Below are 24,021 nucleotides of genomic sequence, written 5' to 3'. Positions count from 1 at the left end.
TGACATCAATTAAGCGAAGGTGAACAACCAATATGGCAAGACCTCTGAATGAAATTAAAACTTACCGACTCGACCAGCTTGAATATCTCGTAAAGGACCTTGGGCAACCAAAGTTCCGCGCCAAGCAGATCTACGAATGGTTTCACGTGAAACATGCATCTTCTTACGACGAGATGACCAACCTTCCCCTTGCCCTACGTGCGCAGCTTGCCGAAGAGTGTCCTCTCGCAAGCTCCCATATAGCGGACAAGCGCATTTCATCAGATGGAACGCGAAAGTACATCGTTGAATTCGCTGATGGACAGCGTGCGGAAACAGTAGGGCTCCCCTCTGAGAACAATGACGCATCAAAGCAGCGTCTCACCGTATGCTTTTCTACTCAAGTCGGATGCTCCATGGGATGCGCTTTCTGCGCAACGGGAAGAGAAGGATTCAAGCGCAACCTCACTGCAAGCGAGATAATCGATCAGATTCTGACGGTAGAGGAAGACTTCTCTCAGCGAGTGACCAACGCCGTGGCAATGGGTCAAGGCGAGCCTTTCCTCAATTATGTTGAAACCCTCAAAGCACTCAGGATGATGAACGAGAAGGAAGGGTTGAACATAGGAGCGCGCCACATAACTGTATCTACGTGCGGAATCATCGAAGGCATTGAGCGATTTGCGAAGGAACCTGAGCAATTTACGCTAGCTGTCTCTCTTCATTCCGCCATTCAAACAAAGCGCGACGACTTGATGCCGAGAGTAGCGAGCCAACCGCTCGATCAACTCAAACCGGCATTGGAGAGTTACATCAGGAAGACGAACCGCCGTGTGACTTTCGAATACCTCCTCATCAGAGATGTCAACGATGGCCCCGATGACCTGAAGGCGCTCTTGAGGTTCTGCGAAGGTCTTCTCTGTCACGTGAACCTTCTTCCCGTGAACACCGTGGAGGGTTCTCAATTCAAACCTTCCAAGAAGCACGTTAGCGAGATATGGCTCAAGGAATTTGAGAAGCGCCATATCGAAGCTACTTTCAGGAAATCAAGAGGCGCAGATATATCCGGCGCGTGTGGTCAGCTGAAGAATGAGATGGAACAAGGTAAATGACGATACGGGAAATGTTTCACGTGAAACATTTCTTCATTGGGAAATTTTGATATACAGCATCACCGAGTGTTTCACGTGAAACACTCTTCCCTTAAACAGAGCTGCCCTGAATGTTTCACGTGAAACATTCAGGGCAGCTTAATTCTATTCGTCGATGAAAAAATCAGGAAACTGAAGCGATCAGCTCCTCAAAGAGACGCTCAAGTTCCTCTTCATCCTTGAACTCAATCTCAATTTTGTTCTTCCCTTTGACGGATTTCACCCTCACGTTGGTATTAAGCACCTCACGAAGTGCCTTCGCAACCGACTTATATGCCTTCGGAAGAGGTTGCCTTGGTGTCGTCGAGCCATCCGAAGGCTTTCCGGAAAGCAGGCGAGCCAGGTTCTCAGCCTCACGAACGCTCATCTTCATCTCCATGAGCTTGTTGGTGAGGGTCTGACGTCCTTCCTTAGAAGGGATCGACAGGATAGCACGTGCGTGTCCAGCAGTAATCTTATCTTCAAAGAGAAGTTGCTGAGCACCTTCCGGCAGATCAAGCAAGCGCAAAGCATTTGCAACGGTTGATCTTCCCTTCGACATAGCTTGAGCGATGTCAGCCTGGGTCATGTTCTTACGTTCCATCAGGCGCTTATACCCATAGGCTTCCTCAATGGGATTAAGATCAGAGCGCTGAATATTCTCAACGAGGGCCAGCTCAAGAGCACGATCCTCGTCAACATCCTTGATGCGGACCGGAACTGTCTTCATTCCAATGGACTTACAAGCTTGCCAGCGTCTTTCTCCTGCGATGATCTGGTATTTCCCCTCCCCGATTGTCCTTACGAGAATAGGCTGAAGGAGGCCGTCCTTCTCAATGGAGTTTGCAAGCTCCTCGATTTCCTCTTGCTTGAAGTTAGTCCGCGGTTGATCAGGATTAGGGACAACGCTCTCAAGGGGAACCTCGTCAAGTTTCTTCGCCAGCATCTTCTTCAAAGTGAGAGGTTCCTCAACGGGCTTGACCTGCTCACGTTGAGCAGCGGGGCGGGGCGGCTCAGCAGGTACAGAGGAAGGCATAGGCTTAGATTCCACGAAGGAATTATAGGAAGGAATATCCTCTTCCCCTACAACAACCCTCTCACGAGAAGGAGAAGGCGTCGCGGGCATTGCAGTTTCGAAAGTACCCCCCAACAAGGAATTCAATCCACGGCCAAGGCCGCCTTTTGTATTCTTAGCCACGATTAATCACTTCTTTCGCAAGCTCAGTGTAGGCAATAGATCCCTTTCCACGGGGATCATATTGCGTAATGGGCTGACCAAAGCTCGGTGCTTCGGATAGTTTAACGGTACGGGGAATAAGCGTGCTGAAAACGATCTTCCCAAAATAGCCTCTGACCTCGTCAACGACTTGTTTCGAAAGCGTCGTCCTGTTGTCGTACATAGTGAGAAGAACACCATATATGTCGAGAGTGGGATTAAGTCTCGTTTTGACACGTTTCATCGACTCAAGAAGTTTTGTCACACCTTCCAATGCGTAAAACTCACACTGGATAGGAATGAGAAGCTTATCAGCGGCTACAAGCGCATTCACGGTAAGAAGTCCCAAAGATGGCGGACAATCGATGAAAATGTAGTCGTATCGGCCGCGCATAGTCCCCACAGCATCTTTAAGCCTGTTCTCACGTGCCATCTCGGAGACGAGCTCCACCTCAGCACCGGCAAGGTTGATCGTCGCCGGAGCAACATCTAATCCCTCACAAACATCAGGAATTATCACCTTCTCGATGGGGATATCGGCGAGGAGAACATCATAGATGCAGTGCTCGACTGTCGACTTCTCTATCCCAAGACCACTTGAGGAATTCCCTTGAGGATCAAGATCGACGAGGAGTACCTGACGACCCATCTCACCAAGAGCAGCTGCAAGGTTAATCGCCGTAGTCGATTTCCCCACGCCGCCCTTTTGGTTGATTATGGCGATAATCTTCGTCTGTCCTACCACGCGCCTTACCGGGTTTTTTTCCTCATAGGTCTTAAGGATCCTCTTCTCAGCTTGATCTTCAACTGACGGAGTGAGATCCCTCACAACTACCTCAACGTCCTCTATGTCAAGGTAAGTTGAAGAAACCGATTCGGGAACCGAGGGTTCAAGGGATTCACCCCTCGAAAAATCTTCGACATTATTCACCAGGGCGTTCTGCTTATCGTTTCTGTCACGTTTAAAGCTATCCAGAAATCCCACTGGTGCCTCCTTTCAAAGCTAGCAAGAGAGTATATCAAACTAAGATGAGCGCGAGGAATGTTTCACGTGAAACATTCCTCTTCAAACGTAAAAACAAGCACAAGATGATAGATGAAAAGTCATGAGTGTTTCACGTGAAACACTCATGACTTGCAAACGATGAGTTCAAGTGGAATGCGATGCAAATCATGTCGCCTCTTGGTAACTTCGGCGTGGATCACTTCGCAAACCCCATCGAAATCTTCTTTGATCTCACTGTTTGTGAATCTAAGTACTTTTATCTCAAGCGTTTCGAGGTAGATGCTCCTCACTTCGTCATATCTCATTTGGCGGGGATCATAGTGTTGCCCGCCGTCAAGCTCTATGGCGAGTCTAACGCGGCGACTGTAGAAGTCAACAATGTAGTTCCCTATAACCTTCTGAGCAACAAAAGGTATCTCATACTCTCTGAGGAACTCAACCCAGAGTTTCCTTTCGTAAGGAGTCATGTTTCTTCTCATATTGCTCGCTCGCTGAGCGAGAACTTGCCTGTGCGTATACACCATAGATAAGCTCCCCTCTCTCGCTTATTCCTTTTCATATGATAGAGACACCATCAAGCGAGTAAATGTGGAGAACTTGGCGTAATGGATACAAGAATCTGGCTACTTTGAATCTTCTTCCACTTATGAACATCTTCGAAATGTCTTGCATTTGAAGTAAAAATCTCTCGCGAAGCTGACGCGAATATCGAATGTTTCACGTGAAACATTAGCTTCGAGGTTTCAGGGGTGAGTGTTGCGCAAGACCTATCCGACGCGGTAGCTTCAGTTTAGGTTTGCCCATCTTTGTAAATACGATTATCTCACGGTGTGTAACGCCGTCGCTTAAGGTAAGTCCACGCTGAGACGTCTGCTTCATTCCTACGAGCTCGTCTATGTCTAAGGCAGCTTTTATTTCCTCCTCAGAAACATTAGCCTTGTAGCAGATAAGTTGCCCTCCATTTTTCAAAAGCGGAGCAGCAAGTTCAATGAGGGAGGGGAGCTGGGTGAGAGCACGGGCCGTGAGAACGGAAAAATCACCTTTTTTCTCAAGAGACAACTCCTCGATTCTCCCCGCATAAGTCTTTATCTGGGAAGAGAAGCCCATCTGATCCAAGATGGACTCAACTATCGCCATCTTCTTCTTGACGGAATCGACGAGGATAGTTTCACGACCTGTAGTTATTGCAAGAGGAACACCAGGGAACCCTCCTCCTGTTCCCAAGTCACCATATAAACCCTCGGGTGCTGACTTCATCTCAGGCAATGCGACAAGAGAATCCTCGAGATGGAGGATGCGTGCCTGCTCGATAGAATCTATTCGGGTAAGATTCACGCGGTTGTTCGCCTCAAGGACCATCTGGAGGTATTTTTCAAGGAGGTCAGTCTTGTTGTCCATAGGGCTTTCCTTAAAGAGAATGTTTCACGTGAAACATTCTACCGTAGCTGTTACGGAGAACGCATCACTCGAATGCTTCACGTGAAACATTCTCTACTGCTGACCGAAAAAGAGAAGTTATCTCTGAAGAATCATCCCCTGTCGCGCGGCGATTTGCTCTTCATCTCTCATGTTCCCCAAATAAGCCAGGTTAAGAACCTTAGCGAGAAGAAGAAGAAGAAGGGAGAAAGAGAAAAGGCGCGCCTCTTCCGGGACGCGCCTTCATTCCCGAACTCGCTGCAGAGAGCGCAGAAGTCTAGCGCGGCGTAATCACCACACGGCGAGCACCGCCCTCACCTTCCGAGGCAGTGACAACGCGATCATCATCGCGAAGCGTGATGTGAACGATACGGCGCTCATACGGAGTCATGGGACGCAGCTTGACCTCATGGCGCTGGGCTACGGCACGGTTCGCAGAAGAGCGCGCGATAGACTCGAGCTTCTGACGTTGACGGCTCTTGTACCCTTCAACGTCGATCACCACCGGGTAGCGGAATCCGATGGTACGCACCGTGATCGCGGAGACGAGGAACTGCAACGCATCGAGCGTCTTGCCGTGGCGACCGATCAGGACAGCAAGATCATCCCCCGTAATGTCGAGAATGAGCTCACCTTCGTCACCCTCATACTCATCAATGGTGATATCACCGACGTTGAAGTACTTCAGGATGTCCTGAAGCGCGGCAATCGCCGTGTCAGCGATGTCGTCAAGCATCTCGTCAGTGATCTCCCGCTCATCAGGTGACGCCGGCTTCTCCGCCGCAGATCCAACCGCAGAGTCAGACGCCCCAACGCCAGCCTCTCCACTCACGGCAGCGCCACAAGCTTCAGCTTCCCGTGCGCCAGCATCCTCAGCAACAGCAGACTCATCTACGGCTGCGTCAGCAACGCTACCTTCCTCAAAGACTTCCTCCGTCATCTTCCTTCTCCTTTTCCCAGTAGAACGGCATTTGAAATGTTTCACGTGAAACATTTCAAACTAGCAAAACAAAGGGAGTGTTTCACGTGAAACACTCCCTTGCTGTCAAAGAACGGGTAAGTCTAGCGCTTCTTCTTCGGGCGCGGTTTCTTCGCCTTACGCGTCACCGTGACCTCAACAGGTTTGACCTCAATGGGTTCCTCTGCGGCGACACGCTCATCGTTCTTGCGGCAGAGGTGCATGGAGAACTGATTTTGGGCAACGCCGATGAGAGAGGAGACACCCCAGAAGAGAAGCACGCCAGCTGGTGAGCTCCAGGAAATCCAGAGCATGAACAGCGACATGACAACCGACATGATGATCATCTGGTTCTTCTGCTGAGCGTTCTGATTCCTGAGCTGCTGGAGAACCATCGGCAGGAAGGTGGCGCCCGCGAAGATCACCATGAGGATCAAATAAGGAACAAATGTTCCAAGTCCCATGAAGAATGCCTGTTCAGGCGTAGTGATCAGGTTGGGGACCAGCGCGTAGAACGAGTAGTCGTGGACCTCTTCGCGCATGCCCATCTCGCGCAGCACCTGGAACAGCGCGATGAAGATGGGCATCTGGAGCAACATGGGGATGCAGCCGGCGAGCGGGTTGAACTTGGCTTCCGCGTAGAGCTTCTGCATCTCCTGGCTCTGACGAACCTGGTCGTCCGCGAAGCGCTCCTGGATGCTGGCGATCTTCGGCTGGATCTTCTGCATCTGGTAGCTCGACTTCGCCTGCTTGTGCATGATCGGCGCCATGATAGCGCGGAAGATGACGGTGACGATGATGATGGCGAGGCCCCAGTCACCGCAGAAGCTGTAGAAGAACTGGATGACGTCGAAGATCCAGTTCTTAAAGACTTCCCACATATTCTTTCCCTTCTGTATCCCGGCGGATCATGTCCGCAGCGCGTCAAGGCACCGGGTCGTAGCCGTGAGGCCCGCCAGGATGACATTTAATCAAGCGCTTGGCCGTCAGGACGAAGCCCTTCCTGAAACCATAGCGCCTGAAGGCAACAAGTCCGTACTCAGAGCATGTTGGAACAAAACGACAGCAGGAGGGGAACAGCGGAGAGATGGCGGCGCGGTAGAACATGATCAGCCAGACGGCAATCATGGACGGAAGCCGCTTCGCTGCAGCCCACGCCTTACCCATCAGAGGCGCTCCCATTCCCGAGAGGGGAGTTCCCGAGCATCTTGTCACATGCCTTTAGCACTTTACTATAAGAAGCTCCCGTAATGGAGGATTTCGCGAGAAATATTACATCGTATCCAGCCCAAGGACCGCCGAGGTCGTGACACATCGCGCGCATGCGGCGCTTGGCTGCGTTCCTCCAGACGGCGTTCCCGAGCTTCTTGCCGGCAATAAAAGCAACACGACCATTGCGGCCGTGTTGCTCAACCCCCTCGGTTTTGTTTCCGACAGCACAGCTCCCGATGATGAGCGTGAGGTAGGAGCCCTTCACGCGACGCCCGGAAGCGAAGAGGTCGGAAATTTCAGCGCTGGACTTTATCGTATCCAACGAGTGCTCCCGCTAGACGCAGAGGCGCTTGCGTCCCTTGGCGCGACGAGCGGAGAGAACGGCGCGGCCGCCCTTGGTGGACATGCGAGCACGGAAGCCGTGGCACTTGGCGCGCTTGCGGTTGTTCGGTTGATAGGTGCGTTTCATTTCTGGTCCCTTTCGTGTTCAAAGAGTAACTTTGAGAGTATACAACATCGAAGAAGCATGTCAACGACACAGTGCGAGCAATTCTACCAAATCTGCCGTGCCAAAGCTACTCCGGGAGCTGTTGAGAGATCTGATTCCTTGCTCGTTCGCCAACTTGCGGCTCTCGCAGCGTTCGCGCAGGTTGGCTTCCAACCCGAACCCGCCCCTTCTTCTCTTAGATCTATAAGATATATAAAGCCAGTTGTAACAATAAGGGCGGTGGAAAAGTTGAAAACGGGTGAAGGGCCTGCTCAGACAAGGTAAGTTCCGAAGAATCACGGTTGATCGCCTGTACCCTGAATCAACCGTGATTCTGGGCGCCGCTGCTTTTGCCCCGGCGCAGTGGAATAAGGAAGCGCTTTTCAGTCAGCTTTCCCTCTTTGATCCACCTCGCTCCGCCAGCCCGTCCGCGCTTCCCCAGGCATATGGGAGGGCGCATGCCCTAGAGCTCGCGAATGATCTGCTTGAGCGTCTCGATCTCCTCCTGCACCTCCCGGCTGCCGCGCATCAGCTCCTCGACGGTGGTGACCGAGTGCATGGCGGTCGAGTGGTCGCGGTTGAATTTCTTCCCGATGTCGTTGAAGGGCAGGTCGAGCAGCTGTCGGCACAGGTAGATGGCGATCTGGCGCGGGTACACGATGTTGCGCGCCCGCTTGGGCCCGATGAGGTCGCTGTGCTTGACCTTGAAGAAGCCCTCGACTTCCCGCTGGATGTCCTCCACGGTGAGGTTCTTCGACGTCCCGCCTGAGAAGTGGTTCTCGAGCAGCGTGCGCACGCCCTCCACGGTGAGGTCAGGCTGGTTGAAGAAGGTGATCTGGTAGATGACCTTGGTCACGGCGCTCTTGAGCTCGCGGATGTTGGAGCTCGAGTTCTCCGCGATGTACATCTGGATGTCCTCGGGGATGGTGAAGTGGTCGAGGCCCTCGTTGTCGGCGTATTCCTTGATGAAGCTCTTGACGATGCCGAGCTTCGTCTCGATCTCAGGCGGCTGGATGTCGATGGTGCCGCCCTGGTTGAAGCGCGAGTGGTAGCGCTCGTCGATGTCGATGTTCTTGGGCGCGCGATCGGCGGAGAGCACGATCTGACGCCCCTGTGTGGTGAGCTTGTTGAATATCTGGAAGACGATGTCGAGCGTCTGCTTCTTGCCCTGCAGGTACTGGATGTCGTCGATGAGGAGCACGTCGGCCTCCTCGTAGTGCGTCTTGAAGTTCTTGTAGCTCGACTTCTCCTTGTCGTGTGCGGCGCTGGCCTCCATGTAGTCGGACAGAAGCTCGGCTGAGTCGACGTAGACGGTGCGCAGATAGGGCTGCGTCTCGCAGATGTAGTTCTGAATGGCGCGCATGAGATGCGTCTTCCCCAGCCCGCTCTTTCCGTAGATGAACAGGGGATTCAGGGGCGTCTTGCCCGGCATCTCGGCGACGCCGACGGCCATCGAGTAGGCCATGCGGTTCGAGTCTCCGATGACGAAGTTCTCGAAGGTGAGCGTGGAGGTGGGCCCTTCGCAGCCGTTGCGGCGCGTGGCGGCTTTCTGCTGCGCCGCGCGCTGGTCGATGTAGTGGTCGGGGTAGGGCGCCTGCGCGGCTGCTGCGCGCGCAGAGGCGGCAGGTGCGGTCTGTCGCGCTTCTGCCGCGTGTGTCGAAGCGCCGCACGCGGGGGTGGCGGCCGCTGCGGCAGGGGGGAAGGGGGCGCTTGCTGGTGTTTGAAAGCCCGCGTCGGGCCGGGTCAGCGCGTCAGCCGATGAGGGCTGAGCGGGGGAGAAGGCGGCTTGGGCACCGGCGGGCGCGGCGGGCTGCGCTGACATCGGCGTCGTGGCAGCCTGCGCCGGCGCCTGCACAGCGGGTTTGGCCGCCGCGGTGGTATCTACCTCGATGACCACGGTGAAGGGAACCTGGTACATCTCGGAGAGCGCGCGCTTGATGACCTCGACGTAATGACGCTCGATCCAGGTCTTGATGAAGTCGTTGTCGGCGGTGAGCATGAGGAACCCCTCGCTCATGGCCTGCGGCTCGAGGCGCGAGAAGAAGGCGTTGATCTGGGACGGGTCGATGCCGTCGTACCCCTTGACGCGCGTGCAGACCTCGCTCCAGTTTTCGTTGATCCTGCTGCTGTCCATGTTCTCTACCCCTTGCTTGCGAATTCGACTAGAGCGCCTGCGCGACGTCGCGGCCGAGCGGCGTGAGGGTGCGCTTCTTCGCGGCGGTCCGCTCGACGAGCCCGGCTTCCTCGAGCTTGCGCAGGGCGACGTGCGTGCTCGACACGGGCGTGTCGGTGAGCTGCGCGATCTCGGTGACGCCGAGCGGACCCTCGTAGAGGAAGAAGGGTAGGAAGTCGCGCTCGCGCGGCGAGAGGGGAGCGAGGGCCATCTGGATGCGGGTCGCCTCATGTGCTGCCATCTGCGAGGCGAATGCGGGATTAACTTGCTGGTATGCTCCCGGCGTGCCGGCAGCTTGCGGCATCGTCGCGAACGGCTGGGCGAACTGCGCCGCGGGGACGGCTGCGGCTGCCCCCGCGTAGGCGGCGTCGACATACGGGTAGGGCGCCCCTGCGTTCTGGGCTCCCATGCCTGCGGCTGGCATTCCCGCGAGGGGAACTCCCGCACCGGACATTCCCGTGCCTTGCGGTTGGTACGCGGGCTGCGCGACCATCGGTGGCTGTCCCGCAACCTGGGTCATCGCCTGCGCCTGTGCCGGCGTCCCTGCTGAGCCGCCGGCTCCTGCCAGCGCCGCCTCCTGAACGGCACCCGGCGCCTGAGCCTGCTTCGTCGCATCCTCGGGCGTTCCCGCTTGCGCGGCGGGGTTCATGCTGATGGTCACGACAGAGCCCGCGCCCATGTTGTCCTCGATGCTGATGGTGCCGTGAGAGAACTCGAGGTACTCCTTGACGATAGGCAGGCCCGAGCCCACGCCGCGAATGTACTTCTTCATGGGCTCGACGGCCGACGAGAAGCCCGGCAGCTGCGCCTTGTCCTTATGGTTGATGCCCGGCCCCTGGTCAGCGAAGCGAATGGTGCTTCCCCTGTCGAGGATGGACACGATGATCTCCTTGAAGCGCGCGTGGATGAAGTTCTCCGACACCTCGCGAATCACCGTGTAGGGGATGGCGCCTCCCGCCGCCCGCGCCTGCTCGTACACCTTCGACGCGAGGTTCTCGATGTAGGCGCCCGTCTCGGCGGGGGGGATCTCGGTGACGCGCGGCGCGCTGCGCAGGTCGTCGTAGAGCGCGATGCGCGCGGTGGCCGACACGTAGGCGTAGTCGTAGGTCGCGCCTGCCGGCTCGTCGGGGACCTCGGGTATGTCGTTCTTCGGCGGGATCTGATCCACGGCTTGCTCCATTTTTAGTACGTTTTCATGAAAGTTCAGGGTTATTCACCGACATTGTAGCTTTTTTCAGACGTTGAAATCTACTTACCTGCGGTTTTATCAGGCCGAAAAAGAAGTTTTCAACATTTTTCAACAAAATGTGAATACTGAAAGCTGCTCGACAAGGGGTTTTCAAAGTTATTAACATTTAATTCAGAGAAAGTGGAAAACGCTGAAAGCCATGAAAATCACGGCGCGGAAAATCAGCATCTGATGTTAAAAAGTGTTGAGATTTCCCTTGACTTTTCGGCTCTTTAGGTTTCGCCTGCTTGAACTCGCTCTTTTTCGTCACGTTCGGGATTGCTGGTGAAAAAGCCGCTCCTTTAAGGCGTCCTTATGTTCGCTTTTGTAAAGAACAATGTAAAATACCTGATCAAAGGCTATTTTTAGCGTAAAGTACCGTTAAATGCCGAAAAAGTAATCAACCGCGTTCTTTAAGCCCGTGTCGCTGCTGATGAGGGGTTTTCTGCTTGATTCCCTTGGTTTGATGTTGCTTGAGGTGAGTTATCCACATTTTCCACAAGGGGGAGGGAAAGAATTGTGGAAAACAAGGACGGCTTTCAGCGCCGCGTGGCTGAAAGAAGCCCGAGGAGCGCCTTGGTGACGCTATAATATCCCGAGAACACATCCACCTGTCGTCCGCCCTGTGCTGCTCGTCTCCGCCGGCGGGTTCTTACTGAGAGGTTCGTCACATGAAATTCAGCATAAACAAGTCTGAGCTGCAGAACGCCATATCCATCGTGCTGAAGGGCGTCTCAACGCGCTCGACCCTGCCGGTTCTCTCAGGCATCCTATTTGACGCCCATGACGACAAGCTCGTGATGCAGGCGACTGACCTCGAGCTCTCCATCCAGTATTCCGTCGCAGCGCTCGTGGAGGAGGAGGGCAAGACGGTCGTTCCGGGCAAGCTCTTCTCCGAGATCGTGAAGAACCTCGCCGACGCCGCCGTTCACGTGGAGGCGCGCGACGACCAGGCGTACATCACCTGCGACACCTCGTCGTTCTCCATCAAGGTGCTCAACTACGAGGACTTCCCGGGATTCCCCTCCGTTGACACGCACCAGCGCATCGAGGTGCCCTTCGCGCAGTTCTCCTCCATGGTCAAGCGCGTGTCGCGCGTGGTGTCGAAGGACGAGAGCCGCGCCATCCTCACAGGAGTGCTGATCACGCTCGAGGCCGGGCAGCTGCGCATGGTGGCCACCGACTCGTACCGCCTCGCCGTCACCGAAGCCGCGCTGCCCGACGCCACGGCCGACGAGTTCCAGGCGGTGATCGCCGGCAGCTTCCTCTCCGAGATCGCGTCGCTGCCCAAGACCTCCTCACCGGTCTCCATCGCGCTTGCTGACAACCAGATCGTCGTGACCTGCGAGGACACGGTGTTCATCAACCGCCGCATCGAGGGCAACTTCCCCAACTACAAGCAGCTCCTTCCCGACACCTACGCCACCCGCGCCACGCTCGAGGTGGACCGCCTCGTCGCGGGCGTCAAGCGCGCGTCGCTGCTCGGGTCTTCCACCTCGCCGGTGCGCTTCGATCTCAACGGCGCCTCGCAGACCACCCAGATCTCCGCGGCTTCGCAGGACGTGGGCTCCGCGCAGGAGACCCTTCCGTGCGAGATCGAGGGTGAGGACGTGGAGATCGCCTTCAACTACTCCTATGTGCTCGAGGGGCTTTCCGCCGTGTCGGGTGACGAGGTGTACCTCGAGGCCCAGTCGGCGGTCAAGCCGGGCATCTTCCGCGCGCTGCCGCCGGAGAACTACCTGTACCTGGTCATGCCCGTGCGCATCTCGTAAGGACATGCCAAGCTCACGCGCCCGCATGGCGGGAGGCGCGCGGTGACGCTGCGCATCACGGACATAACGTTTCGGAACTTCAGGTCGTATGAGGAGCTGCACCTCGGCGAGCTGGGCATGCTCACCGTGCTCGTCGGCCCGAACGCGGTGGGGAAGACCAACATCGTCGAAGGGGTGCAGCTGCTCACAGCGCTCTCGTCGTTCCGCCATGCCACCATCGAACAGCTCGTGCGGCGTGGGGAAGGATCAGCGCACCTCAGCGCTGCGCTGACCGATGGGAACCGCCTGCTCGACGTGGCGCTTGCAGCTGAGGGGCATGCGAAGCGCTACCGGCTCAACGGCAAGGCGAAGCGCCCTGCCGACCTCAAGGGACTTGTGCCCTCGGTGACGTTCACGCCTGACGACCTGGGGCTCGTCAAGGGGTCGATGAGCGCGCGCCGCGTTGCGCTCGACGCGCTGGGATCGCAGCTCAACGCGAACTACTACCTGATCCAGAAGGACTACGAGAAGGTCATCCGCCACAAGAACCGCCTGCTGAAAGATGAGGCGTCGCCAGCGCTCATCGACAGCATCAACGAGATGCTCGTGACCTGCGGCGCGCAGCTGACCTGCTACCGCGCGGCGCTCTTCGAGCGGCTTATCCCGTACATGAGGGAACGCTACGAGCAGATCGCCGGCGGGCGGGAGCGTTTTGGCGCGCGCTACGTGCCGTCGTGGGATGAATTGGAGGAGGGCGGCGCGGCCTTGGGCGCAGCTGCTGAGCTGGGCGTGTCCGCTGATGTGGCTCATGAGCCGGAGCGCCTCCAGGAACCCCTCCACCTCACGCGCGACGATGCGCGCGCCCGCCTCGAGCATACGCTGGCGGCCTGCCGCGACGAGGAGCTGCGTCGCCGCCGCGCGCTCGTGGGCCCGCATGTCGATGCCGTCACCTTCATGATCGACGGCAGCAACGCCACTCATTTCGGCAGCCAAGGCCAGCAGCGCACGGTGGTGCTCGCCTACAAGCTCGCCGAGGCGGCGGTGATCGAGGAGGTGCTCGGCGTCAAGCCGGTGCTGCTGCTCGACGACGTGATGAGCGAGCTCGACGGCGCCCGCCGCGAAGCGCTTGTCGGCTACATCTCACGTGACGTGCAGACTTTCATCACCACCGCCAACCTCGCGTACTTCGACGCGGACATGCTCGCCACGGCTGACGTGGTGGAGCTGCCGCTCGAGCAGGCGCGCAGAGGCTTCACGCAGGCGCGCAGGGGAGGAGAGCAGCCAGAAGAAAATGTTTCACGTGAAACATTCGGCGCATCGGCGTCTGAGGGAGATATATTACGCGAAGAATCCCAATCCGTCGTTGCTAGCATTCTCGCACGTCAAACTGATATGGTGGAACAGTCCTCTTCGCAGCTCCACGAAGGGGAAACGCGCGAACCCTTCGGAGCGCATGAGCCTTCGAGTGTTTCACGTGAAACATTCGGTTCCTTGGCGCAGCAAGCTGGCACGCAGGAGGCATCTGCGCAGGAGGGGGGCGTGACGGCATGAGAAGGCTCGGCAGCGAATTGTCTGCGGTGACGGGCGCCCTCTCCTCAACTGACCAGGCCGCGCGCATTGCGCGCCGCGCGGCGCAAGTGCAGGCGATGTTCAAGGAGGCTATCGAGCACATCTACAAGGAGAACGCGCGCTACGTGCTCGAGCACGTGAACGCGGTGTACATCAAGAAGGAGCCGGTCGGCGCGCCGGAGGCAGGCAAGACGGTCCGGGCGCTTCTGATCTACATGGACGACGGTAGCTTCCGCAGCGACGTGCACAGCCGCCAGCACCTCATCATGCTGCTGCTCAAGGAGCGCTATGGCGAGGAAATTGAGGTGTTCAAGACCTTCCCCTCGCGCTTCAACATGAGGAACCGCCACCCGTACGCCCCGCGCGAGCAGGACGCATCCGCCACCGCGCCCGCGTCAGCGGCGCATCCCCTTCCGCTGGCGGAGCATGAGCGCGCCCGCGTCAGCCGCGCCGCCGCGAGCATCGAGGACCCGCGTCTGCGCGAGCGCTTCGAGCGTGCCATGGAGGCGTCTCTCTGCCAGGAGAAAGGCGAAAAGGCCGCGAAGACACGTGACGTGTAAGCTGACGGCTGATTTGCAAGAAAACGCCATAATCTTCAGAAAAAGTAAAAACACCACCTGAGAACGCCTGAAATCACGTCGTTTGAGAGCATGGCGCGCTCTTCTTTGATTCCGATATGGTAAAATTGCACGGCAGAGCGCCCTCCCATGGGCGCGTCTTTCATGTTTTGCGACAAAAGGAGCGTGTCAATTGGCAGCAAAACCAGATCATTACGACGGTTCCGACATCCAAGTCCTCGAGGGCTTGGAGGCAGTTCGCAAGCGCCCCGGCATGTACATCGGCTCGACGGGCCCGCGCGGCCTGCATCATCTGGTGTACGAGGTCGTGGACAACTCAGTCGACGAGGCGCTCGCGGGCTACTGCGGCAAGATCGAAGTGTGGATTCACGCTGACAACTCAATCACCGTCGCCGACAACGGCCGCGGCATTCCCGTAGACAAGCACCCGAAGGAGAAGATTCCCACCGTCGAGGTGGTCCTGACCATCCTGCACGCCGGCGGCAAGTTCGGCGGCGAGGGCTACAAGGTGTCGGGCGGCCTGCACGGCGTGGGCGTCTCGGTGGTGAACGCCCTGTCCACGCGCGTGGAGGTGTTCGTCAAGCGCGACGGCAGCGAGTACAAGATCGCGTTCGACCACGGCAAGACGGTCGAGAAGCTGAAGAAGCTCGGCCCCGCGAAGGGCACGGGCACCAAGACCACCTTCTGGCCCGATCCCGAGATCTTCACCGAGACCACCGTCTACGACTACGACACCCTGGCCAACCGCTTCCGCGAGATGGCCTTCCTGAACAAGGGGCTCAAGATCATCCTGCACGACGAGCGCGTCACCGACGCCGAGGGCAACCCCCGCACCGAGGTCTTCCAGGCGCAGGGCGGCATCGTCGACTTCGTCAAGTACCTGAACGAGGGCCGCGAGACGCTCAACAAGCCCGTCTACTTCGAGGCGGAGAACGAGGACGGCACCGTCGAGGTGGCGCTCCAGTGGTCGACCTCGTACTCGAGCAACTCGGTCATGGCGTTCGCCAACAACATCAACACGCACGAGGGCGGCACGCACCTCGACGGCTTCAAGCAGGCCATCACGCGCACCATCAACGAGTACGCGCGCAACAAGGGCCTGCTCAAGGAGAAGGACGCGAACCTGTCGGGCGAGGACGCGCGCGAGGGCCTCGCGGCCATCATCTCGGTGAAGCTGCACGACCCGCAGTTCGAGGGCCAGACCAAGACGAAGCTCGGCAACACCGAGATCCGCCCGCTCGTGCAGAACGCCGTGACGCGCGGTCTGGCCGAGTACCTCGAGGAGAACCCCACGCCCGCGAAGCGCATCGTGGGCAAGGCCACCCAGGCGCTCAAGGCGCGCGAGGCCGCCCGCAAGGCGCGCGAGATGACGCGCCGCAAGAACGTGCTCGACTCGTTCGCGCTGCCCGGCAAGCTGGCCGACTGCTCCTCGAAGGACGCCTCCCAGTCCGAGATCTTCATCGTCGAGGGCGACTCCGCAGGCGGCTCCGCGAAGCAGGCGCGCGACCGCAAGACGCAGGCCATCCTGCCTCTGCGCGGCAAGATCCTCAACGTGGAGCGCGCGGGCCTGCACCGATCGCTCTCCTCTGACACGATCTCTTCGCTGATCACGGCCATCGGCACGAACATCGGTGACGACTTCGACGCCGAGAAGGCGCGCTACCACCGCATCATCATCATGACCGATGCCGACGTCGACGGCGCGCACATCCGCATCCTGCTGCTCACGTTCTTCTACCGCTACATGCCCGAGCTCATCAACCTCGGCTACATCTACATCGCCCAGCCCCCGATCTTCGGCGTGAAGAAGAAGAACTCGCGCACCACCAAGATCGAGCGCTACATCTACGACGAGAGCGCGCTGTCTGAGGTGCTCGCCGAGATGGGCGGCGCCGAGAAGTACGACGTGCAGCGCTACAAGGGCCTCGGCGAGATGGACCCCGAGCAGCTGTGGGAGACCACCATGGAGCCGCAGAGCCGCACGCTTCTGCAAGTGAACATCGACGACGCCGCCGAAGCCGAGCGCGTGGTGAGCGAGCTCATGGGCGACCAGGTTGAGCCGCGCAAGGAGTTCATCCAGAAGCACGCCCGCGACGTGCGGTTCCTCGACATCTAGGAGCCGCGCGGGTTGGCTGCTGCCGGCGGGAGCCGATGACGGCTGTCCTGGCGGCGTTGCCGGCGGATGCGCCTGGCATGCCGAGAATGCGGGCGTGCGCTGCGTCGAAAGCGCTGCATCACCGCGAACGCTGCGAGTGCCGTAGGCGCCGCAAGTGCCGCGACCGCCGCGGCCGCCGCGTGCGAGCCGCAGGTGACGAGGCGGCGCCATCCGGGCGATTTTGCGAAACGCGTTTCGCAAAACGCATTTGAGTGTGAAATATGTCCGAAAGGAGACATATGACTGAAGAAAACGAGGGCCTGTCTCGCGACGGTCTATCGAATGACAACCTGTCAAGCGGAGACCAGCCGGACGCCGCCCTGTCAAGCGACAGCCCGTCCCGCGACGCCCTGACGGGCGACAGCCTGCCGAACGACGGCGCATCCCGCGACAGCCTGCCAGCTGAGGGCTTCGTCTCCGAGGAGGAGCGGGCGAAGTCGATGCTCGTGGACATGCCGAACCCCCACGGCGCCGTCATCGAGGGCGCGAACGGCGGCGAGGGAACCATCGTCCGCTCGGCCTACCTGGGCAAGGAGATGCAGGCGTCGTTCCTCGAGTACTCCATGAGCGTCATCGTGGCCCGCGCGCTGCCTGACGTGCGCGACGGCCTCAAGCCGGTCCACCGCCGCATCTTGTACGCCATGAACGAGTCGGGCTACCTGCCGAGCAAGCCGCACATGAAGTCGGCGCGCACGGTCGGCGACGTCATCGGCAAGTACCACCCCCACGGCGACGTGGCGGTGTACGACACCATGGTGCGCCTGGCCCAGCCGTTCTCCATGCGCCTGCCCCTGATCGACGGCCACGGCAACTTCGGCTCCATCGACGGCGACTCCGCGGCGGCCATGCGCTACACCGAGGCGCGCCTCGACAAGCCCGCCATGGAGCTTCTGCGCGACCTCGACAAGGAGACCGTCGACTTCATGCCGAACTACGACGAGAGCCTCCAAGAGCCGAAGGTGCTGCCCGCGCGCTTCCCGAACCTGCTGGTCAACGGCTCGAACGGCATCGCCGTGGGCATGGCCACCAACATCCCGCCGCACAACCTCGGCGAGACGATCGACGCCACGTGCCTGATGCTGGAGAACCCGGACGTGACCACCGAGGAGATCATGCAGGTGCTCCCCGGCCCCGACTTCCCCACGGGCGGCCTGATCATGGGCAAGAAGGGCATCCTCGACGCGTACGAGACGGGTCACGGCGGCCTCACGGTGCGCGCGAAGTGCACCATCGAGGAGAAGAAGAACGGGCGCTCGTCCATCGTGGTGAAGGAGATCCCGTACCAGGTCAACCGCAAGCGCCTGCTCGAGAAGCTCGGCGAGCTCGTGCGCGACAAGAAGCTGCCCGAGATCTCGAACATCCACGACGCCGCCGACCGCCGCGGCATCGACATCATCATCGACCTGAAGGCCAACGCCATCCCGCAGGTGGTGCTCAACAAGCTGTACAAGCACACGCAGCTGCAGGTGGGCTTCGGCTGCAACATGCTGGCGCTCGTCGACGGCGCGCCGCGCGTCCTCTCGCTCAAGGAGATCCTGTTCTACTACATCGAGCACCAGAAGGACGTCATCGTGCGCCGCACGCGCTACGAGCTGGCGAAGGCCGAGGAGCGCGCCCACATCCTCGAGGGCTACATCATCGCGCTCGACAACATCGACGAGGTCATCCACATCATCCGCTCGTCCGAGACCGACAAGGAGGCCGCGGCGCGCCTGACCGAGCGCTTCGGCCTCACGAAGCGCCAGACCGACGCCATCCTCGAGATGCGCCTGCGCCGCCTCACCGGCCTCGAGCGCACCAAGATCGAGCAGGAGCTGGCTGATCTGCGCGAGAAGATCGCGTACTACAAGCGCGTGCTGCAGGACGAGGCGCTCGTGCGCGGGATCATCCGCGACGAGCTGCTCGAGATCAAGCGCAAGTACGCCACCCCGCGTCGCACCAAGATCACGGGCGAGGCGAAGGACATCGAGGTGGAGGACCTGATCGCCGACGAGTCCATGGTCGTCACCATGACGAAGGCAGGCTACATCAAGCGCCTCCCGGTGAGCACGTACCGCCAGCAGAAGCGCGGCGGCAAGGGCATGCAGGCGGTGAACCTCAAGGACTCCGACTTCGTGGAGCACCTGTTCGTGGCGTCGACGCATTCCTACATGCTGTTCTTCTCCACGGCGGGCAAGGTGTACCGCCTCAAGGTGTACGACATTCCCGAGGCGTCGCGCCACGCGCGCGGCACGGCGATCGTGAACCTGCTGCCGCTGGCGAAGGGAGAGACGATCTCGGCGGTCATCGCCACCAAGGACTTCCCCGAGAACGAGTACCTCATGTTCGCCACGGCGCAGGGCATGGTGAAGAAGACCTCCATGAACCAGTACGACCGCACGCGCCGCGACGGGCTGATCGCCATCAACCTGAAGGACGACGACGAGCTGATCGCCGTGCACCGCGTGGCGGAAGGCGAGAAGGTCATCATGGTGTCGAGCGCCGGCAAGGCCATCCTGTGGAAAGAGGACGAGGTGCGCGCTATGGGCCGCGACACCATGGGCGTCCGCGGCATGAACGTGCCGGCTGACGCGCATGTCCTGGGCATGGAGATCGCCAAGCCCGGCACGGACCTGTTCGTCATCACCGAGAAGGGCTTCGGCAAGCGCACGCCGATCGAGGAGTATCCCGAGCACCATCGCGGCGGGCAGGGCGTGTACACCATCACCATGACGCAGAAGAAGGGCCTGCTGTCGGTGATGAAGATCGTCGGCCCCGACGACGAGATCATGATCATCTCCGAGGAGGGCGTGGTCGTGCGCACCCCGGTCAAGGGCATCTCCGAGCTGGGACGCTCGACGCAGGGCGTGTGCGTGATGAAGATCCAGGGCAAGGACCGCGTGACGGCCGTGGCCATCTCCTCGACGGGCGGCAAGAAGAGGGTTGCCAAGGACGGCGCCGGCGAGGACGGCGGGCAGATGGGCCTGATCGAGCACGGCGAAGTCAGCGAAGACGACATCGACGCCGAGTAGGGTTGCGGCACGGCGAGCGCTGGCGGGTCGGCGGCGGGCTGCCGCACGGCGAGCCGTGAGTCACCGGCGCGCGTACGTAGAGCGGGGGGATGTTTCACGTGAAACATTCCCCCCGCTTCTTTTCTTCGCAGTCCCTTTCGGCGTGTTTCGCGAATCCTAACTTGCGAAATCGTCTGGGGCGATTCCCTCCAGGAAGGTGCGAAACTCCTGCAGCTCGCTCTCCTCGTCCTTGTTGTCCTTGAAGAGGTAGGGGAACGACGCCTTCTCCAGCACGTCCTCCTCAATGTAGAACGGCGCCTCCTGCCGCAGCGCGAGCGCAAGCGCGTCGGTGGGACGCGCGTCGAGCTCGATCAGCCGCGCGCCTTGGCGCAGGACGAGCTGCGCGTAGAAGGTCTGCCCCTTCACCTGGTTGATCACCACGTGGTCGACGCGCGCGTCGAGGTTGGTCATGGCGTCGAGGAAGAGGTCGTGCGTCATGGGCCGGGGGAGCCTCACGTGCTCGATGGCCACGCCGAGCTGGGACGCCTCGGTCACGCCGATCCAGATGGGCACGATGCGCGACTTCCCCGCAGGCGAGTCCTCCACGGGCTCGAGCACGAGCACCGAAGGTTGCGCGGGGCCCGTGACGATGAGCGTGAGCACGTGAAGTGGAACCATGGAATCCTCCTGCCGACCTGAGCGTGTTTCGCTAAGCTTAGCTGATGGGGAAACGGCGGCCAACCTCGGCGCGCGACGAATCCAGACGACGGCCGGACTGAGGGATGGCCGGCCCCTATGCCCTGAGCGGCCCAAACACCCCACACAGCGCGCGGGCGAGCTCCAGGCGCGCGGCGGCCGCTAAACGCGGTTCTCGGCTCCCCACACGCAGAGCTGGTCGAGCACTTTCATCAGCGACTCTCCGCGCTCGGTCAAGGAGTACTCGACTTTCGGCGGTATCTGCGGATAGGCTTCGCGATGGACGAGGTCGTCAGCTTCAAGCTCCTTGAGGTTCTGCGAGAGCGTCTTGTCCGAGATCCTTCCGAGGTAGCGCTTCATCTCGTTGAAGCGCACCGGCTGATACTCCATGAGGCAGTAGAGGATCACCATCTTGTGCTTGCCGGATATGAGCGACAGCGTGTAGCTGTACCCCGTCTCCTCGAAGCGCGCCTCTCCGATGCAGGGGAGTTCTTCCTTGGTGAATTCGCTTTCTTCCAAGATAGTACCTTTCATTGAAGTGCGTACTTGATGAGAGAAAAGATTGTGGTTTCATACGATACATCGAACATTCCCCGCAGTGAAGGAGAAACCATGGGAAAGAAGATCGTCGTCATCAACGGAAGCCCGCGCAAGAACGGCAACACCGCGCGCATGATCAAGGCGTTCGCGGAGGCGAGCGAAGCGAAGGGCAACGCGGTCGTCGAGTTCAACGCCGCGCTTTCGAACATAGGCGGATGCCATGCCTGCGAAACCTGCTACAAGAGCGGGAAGCCCTGCACCTACGACGACGACTTCAACACGATCGCCCCTGATCTGCTTGAGGCCGATGCCATCGTGTTCGCCTCCCCGACCTACTGGTACTCCTTCCCGGGGCAGATCAAGAACGCGATCGACAAGCTCTACTCCTTCGCCATCGGCCAGAAGCCGATAGGCGGCAAGGACGTCGCGCTCATCGCCTGTTGCGAAGAGGAGGACCCGGCCGTGATGGACGGCCTGAGCCTGCCCTTCGACCGCATCGCCGCTCTGCTGAAGTGGAACGTGGTCGGCAAGGTGCTGGTTCCGGGCGTGCTGAACGAGGGCGACGTCGACAAGACCGACGGCTGCAGCCAAGCAGCCTCGCTTGCGGAGAAGTTCTAGAAGGGGAGATGCGGCGGCGGGCTGGCCAGCGGCAGGCTGGCTGGCCGGCTGTCGAGCTGGCCGGCGGCAGGCTGGCTTGTCATCAGCAGGCCGGCCTTCGATTGGCTGGTCGGTAGATTGGTCGCCCGCAGGTTGGTTGCCAGCCGACACATTACCATGTATACGTCGAGATTTGCAGCCTTGAACTTCGCGCCTCTTCGCGGTATTAAGCATTGACCGCGATTATGGAAGGGGTGGGGCACATGGACGCAAACCCATGGCTTTCGGCGCTCTCAAGGGCGCGGGCAAACTCGATGAGCTCGCCGCTGGAAGAGGTGAACGAACGGCTGGCCGCAGGAGGGCTCTCCGTTTCCCGCGAGGACGTCCGGATGCTCGCAGAGCGCAGGGAAGAGGCGCTGGCGGAAGCCGAGCGGGTGGAGTTCGGGACGCTCGCGATCATGGCCGTGACGGAGGCCGTGGCGACGTCGCCGTGTCTCTCGCAGGAGCGCGTCGCGCGCGATTTGGCAGAGCTCCAAGACGCGTTCTACGCCATTCGGGACGAGCTGCCGGCAGACGTTCCCGACGCTGAGATAGCCGAGGCCCTGCGCGGCTGCCTGGACGCGTGGGGTGACGCGGCCGAGGTCGCCGCGCTTCCGGCAGAGGAAGTCATGCGCTACTCGGGGGAATACGTGCGTACCGCCGAGGCGGAGAGCCTTGGCGAGTACCGCATCATCGACGACGAGGGGCGCGCATACGCCTTCGACCCCGCCGAGTGGGACTACGATGAGCTGTCGGACGGCTGGGACGGCGAGGGGTGGGCCGATGACTGGGACGATTAGCGCGCGCGGCGGCGCTCCTGACTTCGCACGGGCTTCGGACAACTTCGCTCGCCTGGTGACGCACGTCGCCAGCCTGTACTGCGCGGGCGGCTCCTCCAGCGTGTCCGTCTGCGAGGCGAACGAGCTCGCGGCGTCGGTGGCCTACTCGCTGGGCATCGCGCATGCGACTCCCGAGGAGGCCGCTCGGGTGCTCGACGTCGACGACCCGATCGTGCTCTGGCATGACGGCATTGACGCGCTCAACAGGCGGATCGACGACGTCCTCGCCCTCTGGCGCGAGGTCGTGGCGGTCATGCCGCCCATTCGCAACATGGCCCTTCGCGACACGCTGGCGAGCCTCGGTGAGGTGAAGAAGCGCTACGACGTCTACTTCGCCGCGCATGAGGTTCCCTGCGACATCGACTACCAGCTGAGCGAGCCGGTCGACCCCGGCCTCATGGGCGTCGACTACCTTGAGGCGTGGTTGGCGCAGCTCCTCGCGGAGGCGCGCTGGATCGCGCGGTTCGACGTGGGCAGCTGCGTGGCCGTGCTCGAGCGGGCTTGCCCCGACTACCGCGGTCTGCACGTGAACCTCTACGACCTGCTGCTTCCGCACGAGGGCGAGCTCGTGCCCGCCAGAGCTGGTTGATGGGCGGCGCGGCTTTCGGCCCGCCTGCGCCGATGAGGCTTCTGGCATGTGCGGCGCGATTGCCGGCTCCCGTGCTTCTGCTTGCGCTTCTGCCGACGCAGCTCGAAGCGCCCTCAGTGGGGGTTGAGGCTCTGGTGGAAGTGCGCGTTGTCTTCGAAAATGAAAACACCCGCACCCCAAAGGGTACGGGTGAGCTCTGTATGGTGGAGCATAGGGGGATCGACGCGCACTTGCTGCGCAAGTCCGCAACCTCCTCGCACCTTCGGTGCTCGGACCAGAATGCGCCACCGGCGCATTCTGCCCTCGCGGGGTTCGATCCCTGCGAGGTTAACGAAAACGGCCGCCAACCTGCGTCGACGGCCGTATTGGACTTGGTGGAGCATAGGGGGATCGAACCCCTGACCTCAGGCTTGCAAAGCCCGCGCTCTCCCAGCTGAGCTAATGCCCCGTGTCGCCAAGCGCTGCTCCCTGATGTTTCACGTGAAACATTCTGCGAAAAGCACCCAGACATTAATAAACGCTCCACCGGCTAACTCGGCTCACGGTGGAGCGTTTATCGCAAAAATGGTGGGCCCGAATGGATTTGAACCAGCGACCTCACGCTTATCAGGCGTGCGCTCTAACCAACTGAGCTACGGGCCCTTGAAAAAGTGCTTGGATATCATACACCTGACTTGGCGTGCGCTGCAAGAAGTAATTCTAACTTTTTTGAAATTATCTGCCCGTCTAGATGGGGTTGCGCCCTGCGTTAATTTTCATTGCCAGCCGAACACCTGCTCATTTTCGACATCTTTTCTCACACTCAGCCGAACGCGTACGGTTGAGTGCGGAGGCCGCAGCGACCCCGCAGCGGCCCAGCCGATGAAAGGAGGT

Annotated in this window: 22 protein-coding genes and 2 tRNA genes; 9 read left to right on the top strand and 15 right to left on the bottom strand. The window is 59.7% G+C overall.

What is annotated here, in order from left to right:
* Positions 1-32 precede the first annotated feature (32 nt).
* Positions 33-1,091: a 23S rRNA (adenine(2503)-C(2))-methyltransferase RlmN gene (gene rlmN, locus HRL41_RS04425; protein WP_172135727.1), complete on the top strand. Its 1,059-nt coding sequence runs from the start codon at positions 33-35 to the stop codon at positions 1,089-1,091.
* Positions 1,092-1,254: 163 nt separating this feature from the next.
* On the opposite strand, the gene HRL41_RS04420 is transcribed toward rlmN, so the two are convergent.
* The 11 genes from HRL41_RS04420 to HRL41_RS04370 all read right to left on the bottom strand — a co-directional run bounded on the left by HRL41_RS04420 (position 1,255) and on the right by HRL41_RS04370 (position 10,745).
* Entirely contained in the window at positions 1,255-2,307 is a 1,053-nt protein-coding gene (locus tag HRL41_RS04420; protein WP_371808794.1) for a ParB/RepB/Spo0J family partition protein, read from the bottom strand.
* The gene (locus tag HRL41_RS04415) at positions 2,300-3,154 is read right to left on the bottom strand and encodes a ParA family protein (protein WP_371808797.1); all 855 of its coding nucleotides are present in this window, start codon (positions 3,152-3,154) and stop codon (positions 2,300-2,302) included. The genes HRL41_RS04420 and HRL41_RS04415 overlap by 8 nt, the downstream gene beginning before the upstream one ends.
* Before the next feature lie 299 nt (positions 3,155-3,453).
* Positions 3,454-3,855, bottom strand: a complete 402-nt coding sequence (locus HRL41_RS04410; protein WP_172135726.1) for an endonuclease domain-containing protein — start codon at positions 3,853-3,855, stop codon at positions 3,454-3,456.
* A gap of 205 nt (positions 3,856-4,060) precedes the next feature.
* Positions 4,061-4,729: a 16S rRNA (guanine(527)-N(7))-methyltransferase RsmG gene (gene rsmG / locus HRL41_RS04405; protein WP_172135725.1), complete on the bottom strand. Its 669-nt coding sequence runs from the start codon at positions 4,727-4,729 to the stop codon at positions 4,061-4,063.
* Positions 4,730-5,024: 295 nt separating this feature from the next.
* Positions 5,025-5,495, bottom strand: a complete 471-nt coding sequence (locus tag HRL41_RS04400) for a protein jag (RefSeq protein WP_371808796.1) — start codon at positions 5,493-5,495, stop codon at positions 5,025-5,027.
* A gap of 314 nt (positions 5,496-5,809) precedes the next feature.
* Positions 5,810-6,586: a YidC/Oxa1 family membrane protein insertase gene (locus HRL41_RS04395; protein WP_172135724.1), complete on the bottom strand. Its 777-nt coding sequence runs from the start codon at positions 6,584-6,586 to the stop codon at positions 5,810-5,812.
* Positions 6,587-6,629: 43 nt separating this feature from the next.
* The gene (gene yidD, locus HRL41_RS04390; RefSeq protein ID WP_256368278.1) at positions 6,630-6,833 is read right to left on the bottom strand and encodes a membrane protein insertion efficiency factor YidD; all 204 of its coding nucleotides are present in this window, start codon (positions 6,831-6,833) and stop codon (positions 6,630-6,632) included.
* Between the two features lie 31 nt (positions 6,834-6,864).
* The gene (gene rnpA / locus HRL41_RS04385) at positions 6,865-7,239 is read right to left on the bottom strand and encodes a ribonuclease P protein component (protein WP_172135722.1); all 375 of its coding nucleotides are present in this window, start codon (positions 7,237-7,239) and stop codon (positions 6,865-6,867) included.
* 12 nt (positions 7,240-7,251) lie between these two features.
* Complete coding sequence (rpmH, locus tag HRL41_RS04380) at positions 7,252-7,386, bottom strand: 50S ribosomal protein L34 (protein WP_165172144.1); 135 nt, start codon at positions 7,384-7,386, stop codon at positions 7,252-7,254.
* A 481-nt stretch (positions 7,387-7,867) separates the two neighbouring features.
* The gene (gene dnaA / locus HRL41_RS04375; protein WP_172135721.1) at positions 7,868-9,538 is read right to left on the bottom strand and encodes a chromosomal replication initiator protein DnaA; all 1,671 of its coding nucleotides are present in this window, start codon (positions 9,536-9,538) and stop codon (positions 7,868-7,870) included.
* Between the two features lie 28 nt (positions 9,539-9,566).
* Positions 9,567-10,745: an ATP-binding protein gene (locus tag HRL41_RS04370; RefSeq protein WP_371808793.1), complete on the bottom strand. Its 1,179-nt coding sequence runs from the start codon at positions 10,743-10,745 to the stop codon at positions 9,567-9,569.
* A 731-nt stretch (positions 10,746-11,476) separates the two neighbouring features.
* On the opposite strand from HRL41_RS04370, the gene dnaN reads away from it, so the two are divergent.
* From dnaN to gyrA, 5 genes are all read left to right on the top strand, one after another.
* Positions 11,477-12,577 (top strand): DNA polymerase III subunit beta, encoded by a 1,101-nt coding sequence (gene dnaN, locus HRL41_RS04365; RefSeq protein ID WP_165172141.1) that lies wholly within the window; start codon positions 11,477-11,479, stop codon positions 12,575-12,577.
* A 42-nt stretch (positions 12,578-12,619) separates the two neighbouring features.
* Positions 12,620-14,107 (top strand): DNA replication and repair protein RecF, encoded by a 1,488-nt coding sequence (locus HRL41_RS04360; RefSeq protein ID WP_172135719.1) that lies wholly within the window; start codon positions 12,620-12,622, stop codon positions 14,105-14,107.
* Complete coding sequence (locus tag HRL41_RS04355) at positions 14,104-14,685, top strand: hypothetical protein (RefSeq protein WP_172135718.1); 582 nt, start codon at positions 14,104-14,106, stop codon at positions 14,683-14,685. The genes HRL41_RS04360 and HRL41_RS04355 overlap by 4 nt, the downstream gene beginning before the upstream one ends.
* Before the next feature lie 190 nt (positions 14,686-14,875).
* The gene (gene gyrB / locus HRL41_RS04350) at positions 14,876-16,819 is read left to right on the top strand and encodes a DNA topoisomerase (ATP-hydrolyzing) subunit B (protein ID WP_172135717.1); all 1,944 of its coding nucleotides are present in this window, start codon (positions 14,876-14,878) and stop codon (positions 16,817-16,819) included.
* 491 nt (positions 16,820-17,310) lie between these two features.
* Positions 17,311-19,869: a DNA gyrase subunit A gene (gene gyrA / locus HRL41_RS04345; RefSeq protein WP_256368276.1), complete on the top strand. Its 2,559-nt coding sequence runs from the start codon at positions 17,311-17,313 to the stop codon at positions 19,867-19,869.
* A 156-nt stretch (positions 19,870-20,025) separates the two neighbouring features.
* On the opposite strand, the gene HRL41_RS04340 is transcribed toward gyrA, so the two are convergent.
* Both HRL41_RS04340 and HRL41_RS04335 read right to left on the bottom strand, forming a co-directional pair.
* Entirely contained in the window at positions 20,026-20,526 is a 501-nt protein-coding gene (locus HRL41_RS04340) for a bifunctional nuclease family protein (protein ID WP_165172138.1), read from the bottom strand.
* A 180-nt stretch (positions 20,527-20,706) separates the two neighbouring features.
* A complete protein-coding gene (locus HRL41_RS04335; RefSeq protein WP_305792294.1) occupies positions 20,707-21,063 on the bottom strand; it encodes a helix-turn-helix domain-containing protein in 357 nt (118 codons plus the stop codon).
* 93 nt (positions 21,064-21,156) lie between these two features.
* On the opposite strand from HRL41_RS04335, the gene HRL41_RS04330 reads away from it, so the two are divergent.
* The 3 genes from HRL41_RS04330 to HRL41_RS04320 all read left to right on the top strand — a co-directional run bounded on the left by HRL41_RS04330 (position 21,157) and on the right by HRL41_RS04320 (position 23,148).
* Entirely contained in the window at positions 21,157-21,702 is a 546-nt protein-coding gene (locus HRL41_RS04330; protein ID WP_165172136.1) for a flavodoxin family protein, read from the top strand.
* Between the two features lie 242 nt (positions 21,703-21,944).
* Positions 21,945-22,520 carry a DUF6323 family protein gene (locus tag HRL41_RS04325; RefSeq protein ID WP_172135715.1) on the top strand — a complete coding sequence of 192 codons (576 nt, stop codon included), beginning with the start codon at positions 21,945-21,947 and terminating at the stop codon, positions 22,518-22,520.
* Complete coding sequence (locus HRL41_RS04320; RefSeq protein WP_172135714.1) at positions 22,504-23,148, top strand: DUF6179 domain-containing protein; 645 nt, start codon at positions 22,504-22,506, stop codon at positions 23,146-23,148. The genes HRL41_RS04325 and HRL41_RS04320 overlap by 17 nt, the downstream gene beginning before the upstream one ends.
* Positions 23,149-23,520: 372 nt before the next feature.
* Here the strand turns inward: HRL41_RS04320 and HRL41_RS04315 are convergent.
* Positions 23,521-23,596, bottom strand: a tRNA-Ala gene (locus HRL41_RS04315).
* 117 nt (positions 23,597-23,713) lie between these two features.
* Positions 23,714-23,790 (bottom strand) — tRNA-Ile (locus HRL41_RS04310).
* Between the last annotated feature and the right edge of the window lie 231 nt (positions 23,791-24,021).

The organism is Adlercreutzia sp. ZJ473, assembly GCF_013185065.1.
In the GTDB taxonomy this organism is placed as follows: domain Bacteria; phylum Actinomycetota; class Coriobacteriia; order Coriobacteriales; family Eggerthellaceae; genus CAAEEV01.
Note: the sequence above shows the minus strand (reverse complement) of the source record. Positions and strands in the feature narration are given on the sequence as shown.

Excerpts from the sequence above, each read along its gene's own strand:
- rlmN (WP_172135727.1), top strand. The coding sequence starts at position 33 with ATGGCAAGACCTCTGAATGAAATTAAAACTTACCGACTCGACCAGCTT.
- HRL41_RS04410 (WP_172135726.1), bottom strand. The coding sequence starts at position 3,855 with ATGGTGTATACGCACAGGCAAGTTCTCGCTCAGCGAGCGAGCAATATG.
- rsmG (WP_172135725.1), bottom strand. The coding sequence starts at position 4,729 with ATGGACAACAAGACTGACCTCCTTGAAAAATACCTCCAGATGGTCCTT.
- HRL41_RS04395 (WP_172135724.1), bottom strand. The coding sequence starts at position 6,586 with ATGTGGGAAGTCTTTAAGAACTGGATCTTCGACGTCATCCAGTTCTTC.
- yidD (WP_256368278.1), bottom strand. The coding sequence starts at position 6,833 with ATGATTGCCGTCTGGCTGATCATGTTCTACCGCGCCGCCATCTCTCCG.
- rpmH (WP_165172144.1), bottom strand. The coding sequence starts at position 7,386 with ATGAAACGCACCTATCAACCGAACAACCGCAAGCGCGCCAAGTGCCAC.
- dnaA (WP_172135721.1), bottom strand. The coding sequence starts at position 9,538 with ATGGACAGCAGCAGGATCAACGAAAACTGGAGCGAGGTCTGCACGCGC.
- dnaN (WP_165172141.1), top strand. The coding sequence starts at position 11,477 with ATGAAATTCAGCATAAACAAGTCTGAGCTGCAGAACGCCATATCCATC.
- HRL41_RS04355 (WP_172135718.1), top strand. The coding sequence starts at position 14,104 with ATGAGAAGGCTCGGCAGCGAATTGTCTGCGGTGACGGGCGCCCTCTCC.
- gyrA (WP_256368276.1), top strand. The coding sequence starts at position 17,311 with ATGCCGAACCCCCACGGCGCCGTCATCGAGGGCGCGAACGGCGGCGAG.
- HRL41_RS04340 (WP_165172138.1), bottom strand. The coding sequence starts at position 20,526 with ATGGTTCCACTTCACGTGCTCACGCTCATCGTCACGGGCCCCGCGCAA.
- HRL41_RS04330 (WP_165172136.1), top strand. The coding sequence starts at position 21,157 with ATGGGAAAGAAGATCGTCGTCATCAACGGAAGCCCGCGCAAGAACGGC.
- HRL41_RS04325 (WP_172135715.1), top strand. The coding sequence starts at position 21,945 with ATGGACGCAAACCCATGGCTTTCGGCGCTCTCAAGGGCGCGGGCAAAC.
- HRL41_RS04320 (WP_172135714.1), top strand. The coding sequence starts at position 22,504 with ATGACTGGGACGATTAGCGCGCGCGGCGGCGCTCCTGACTTCGCACGG.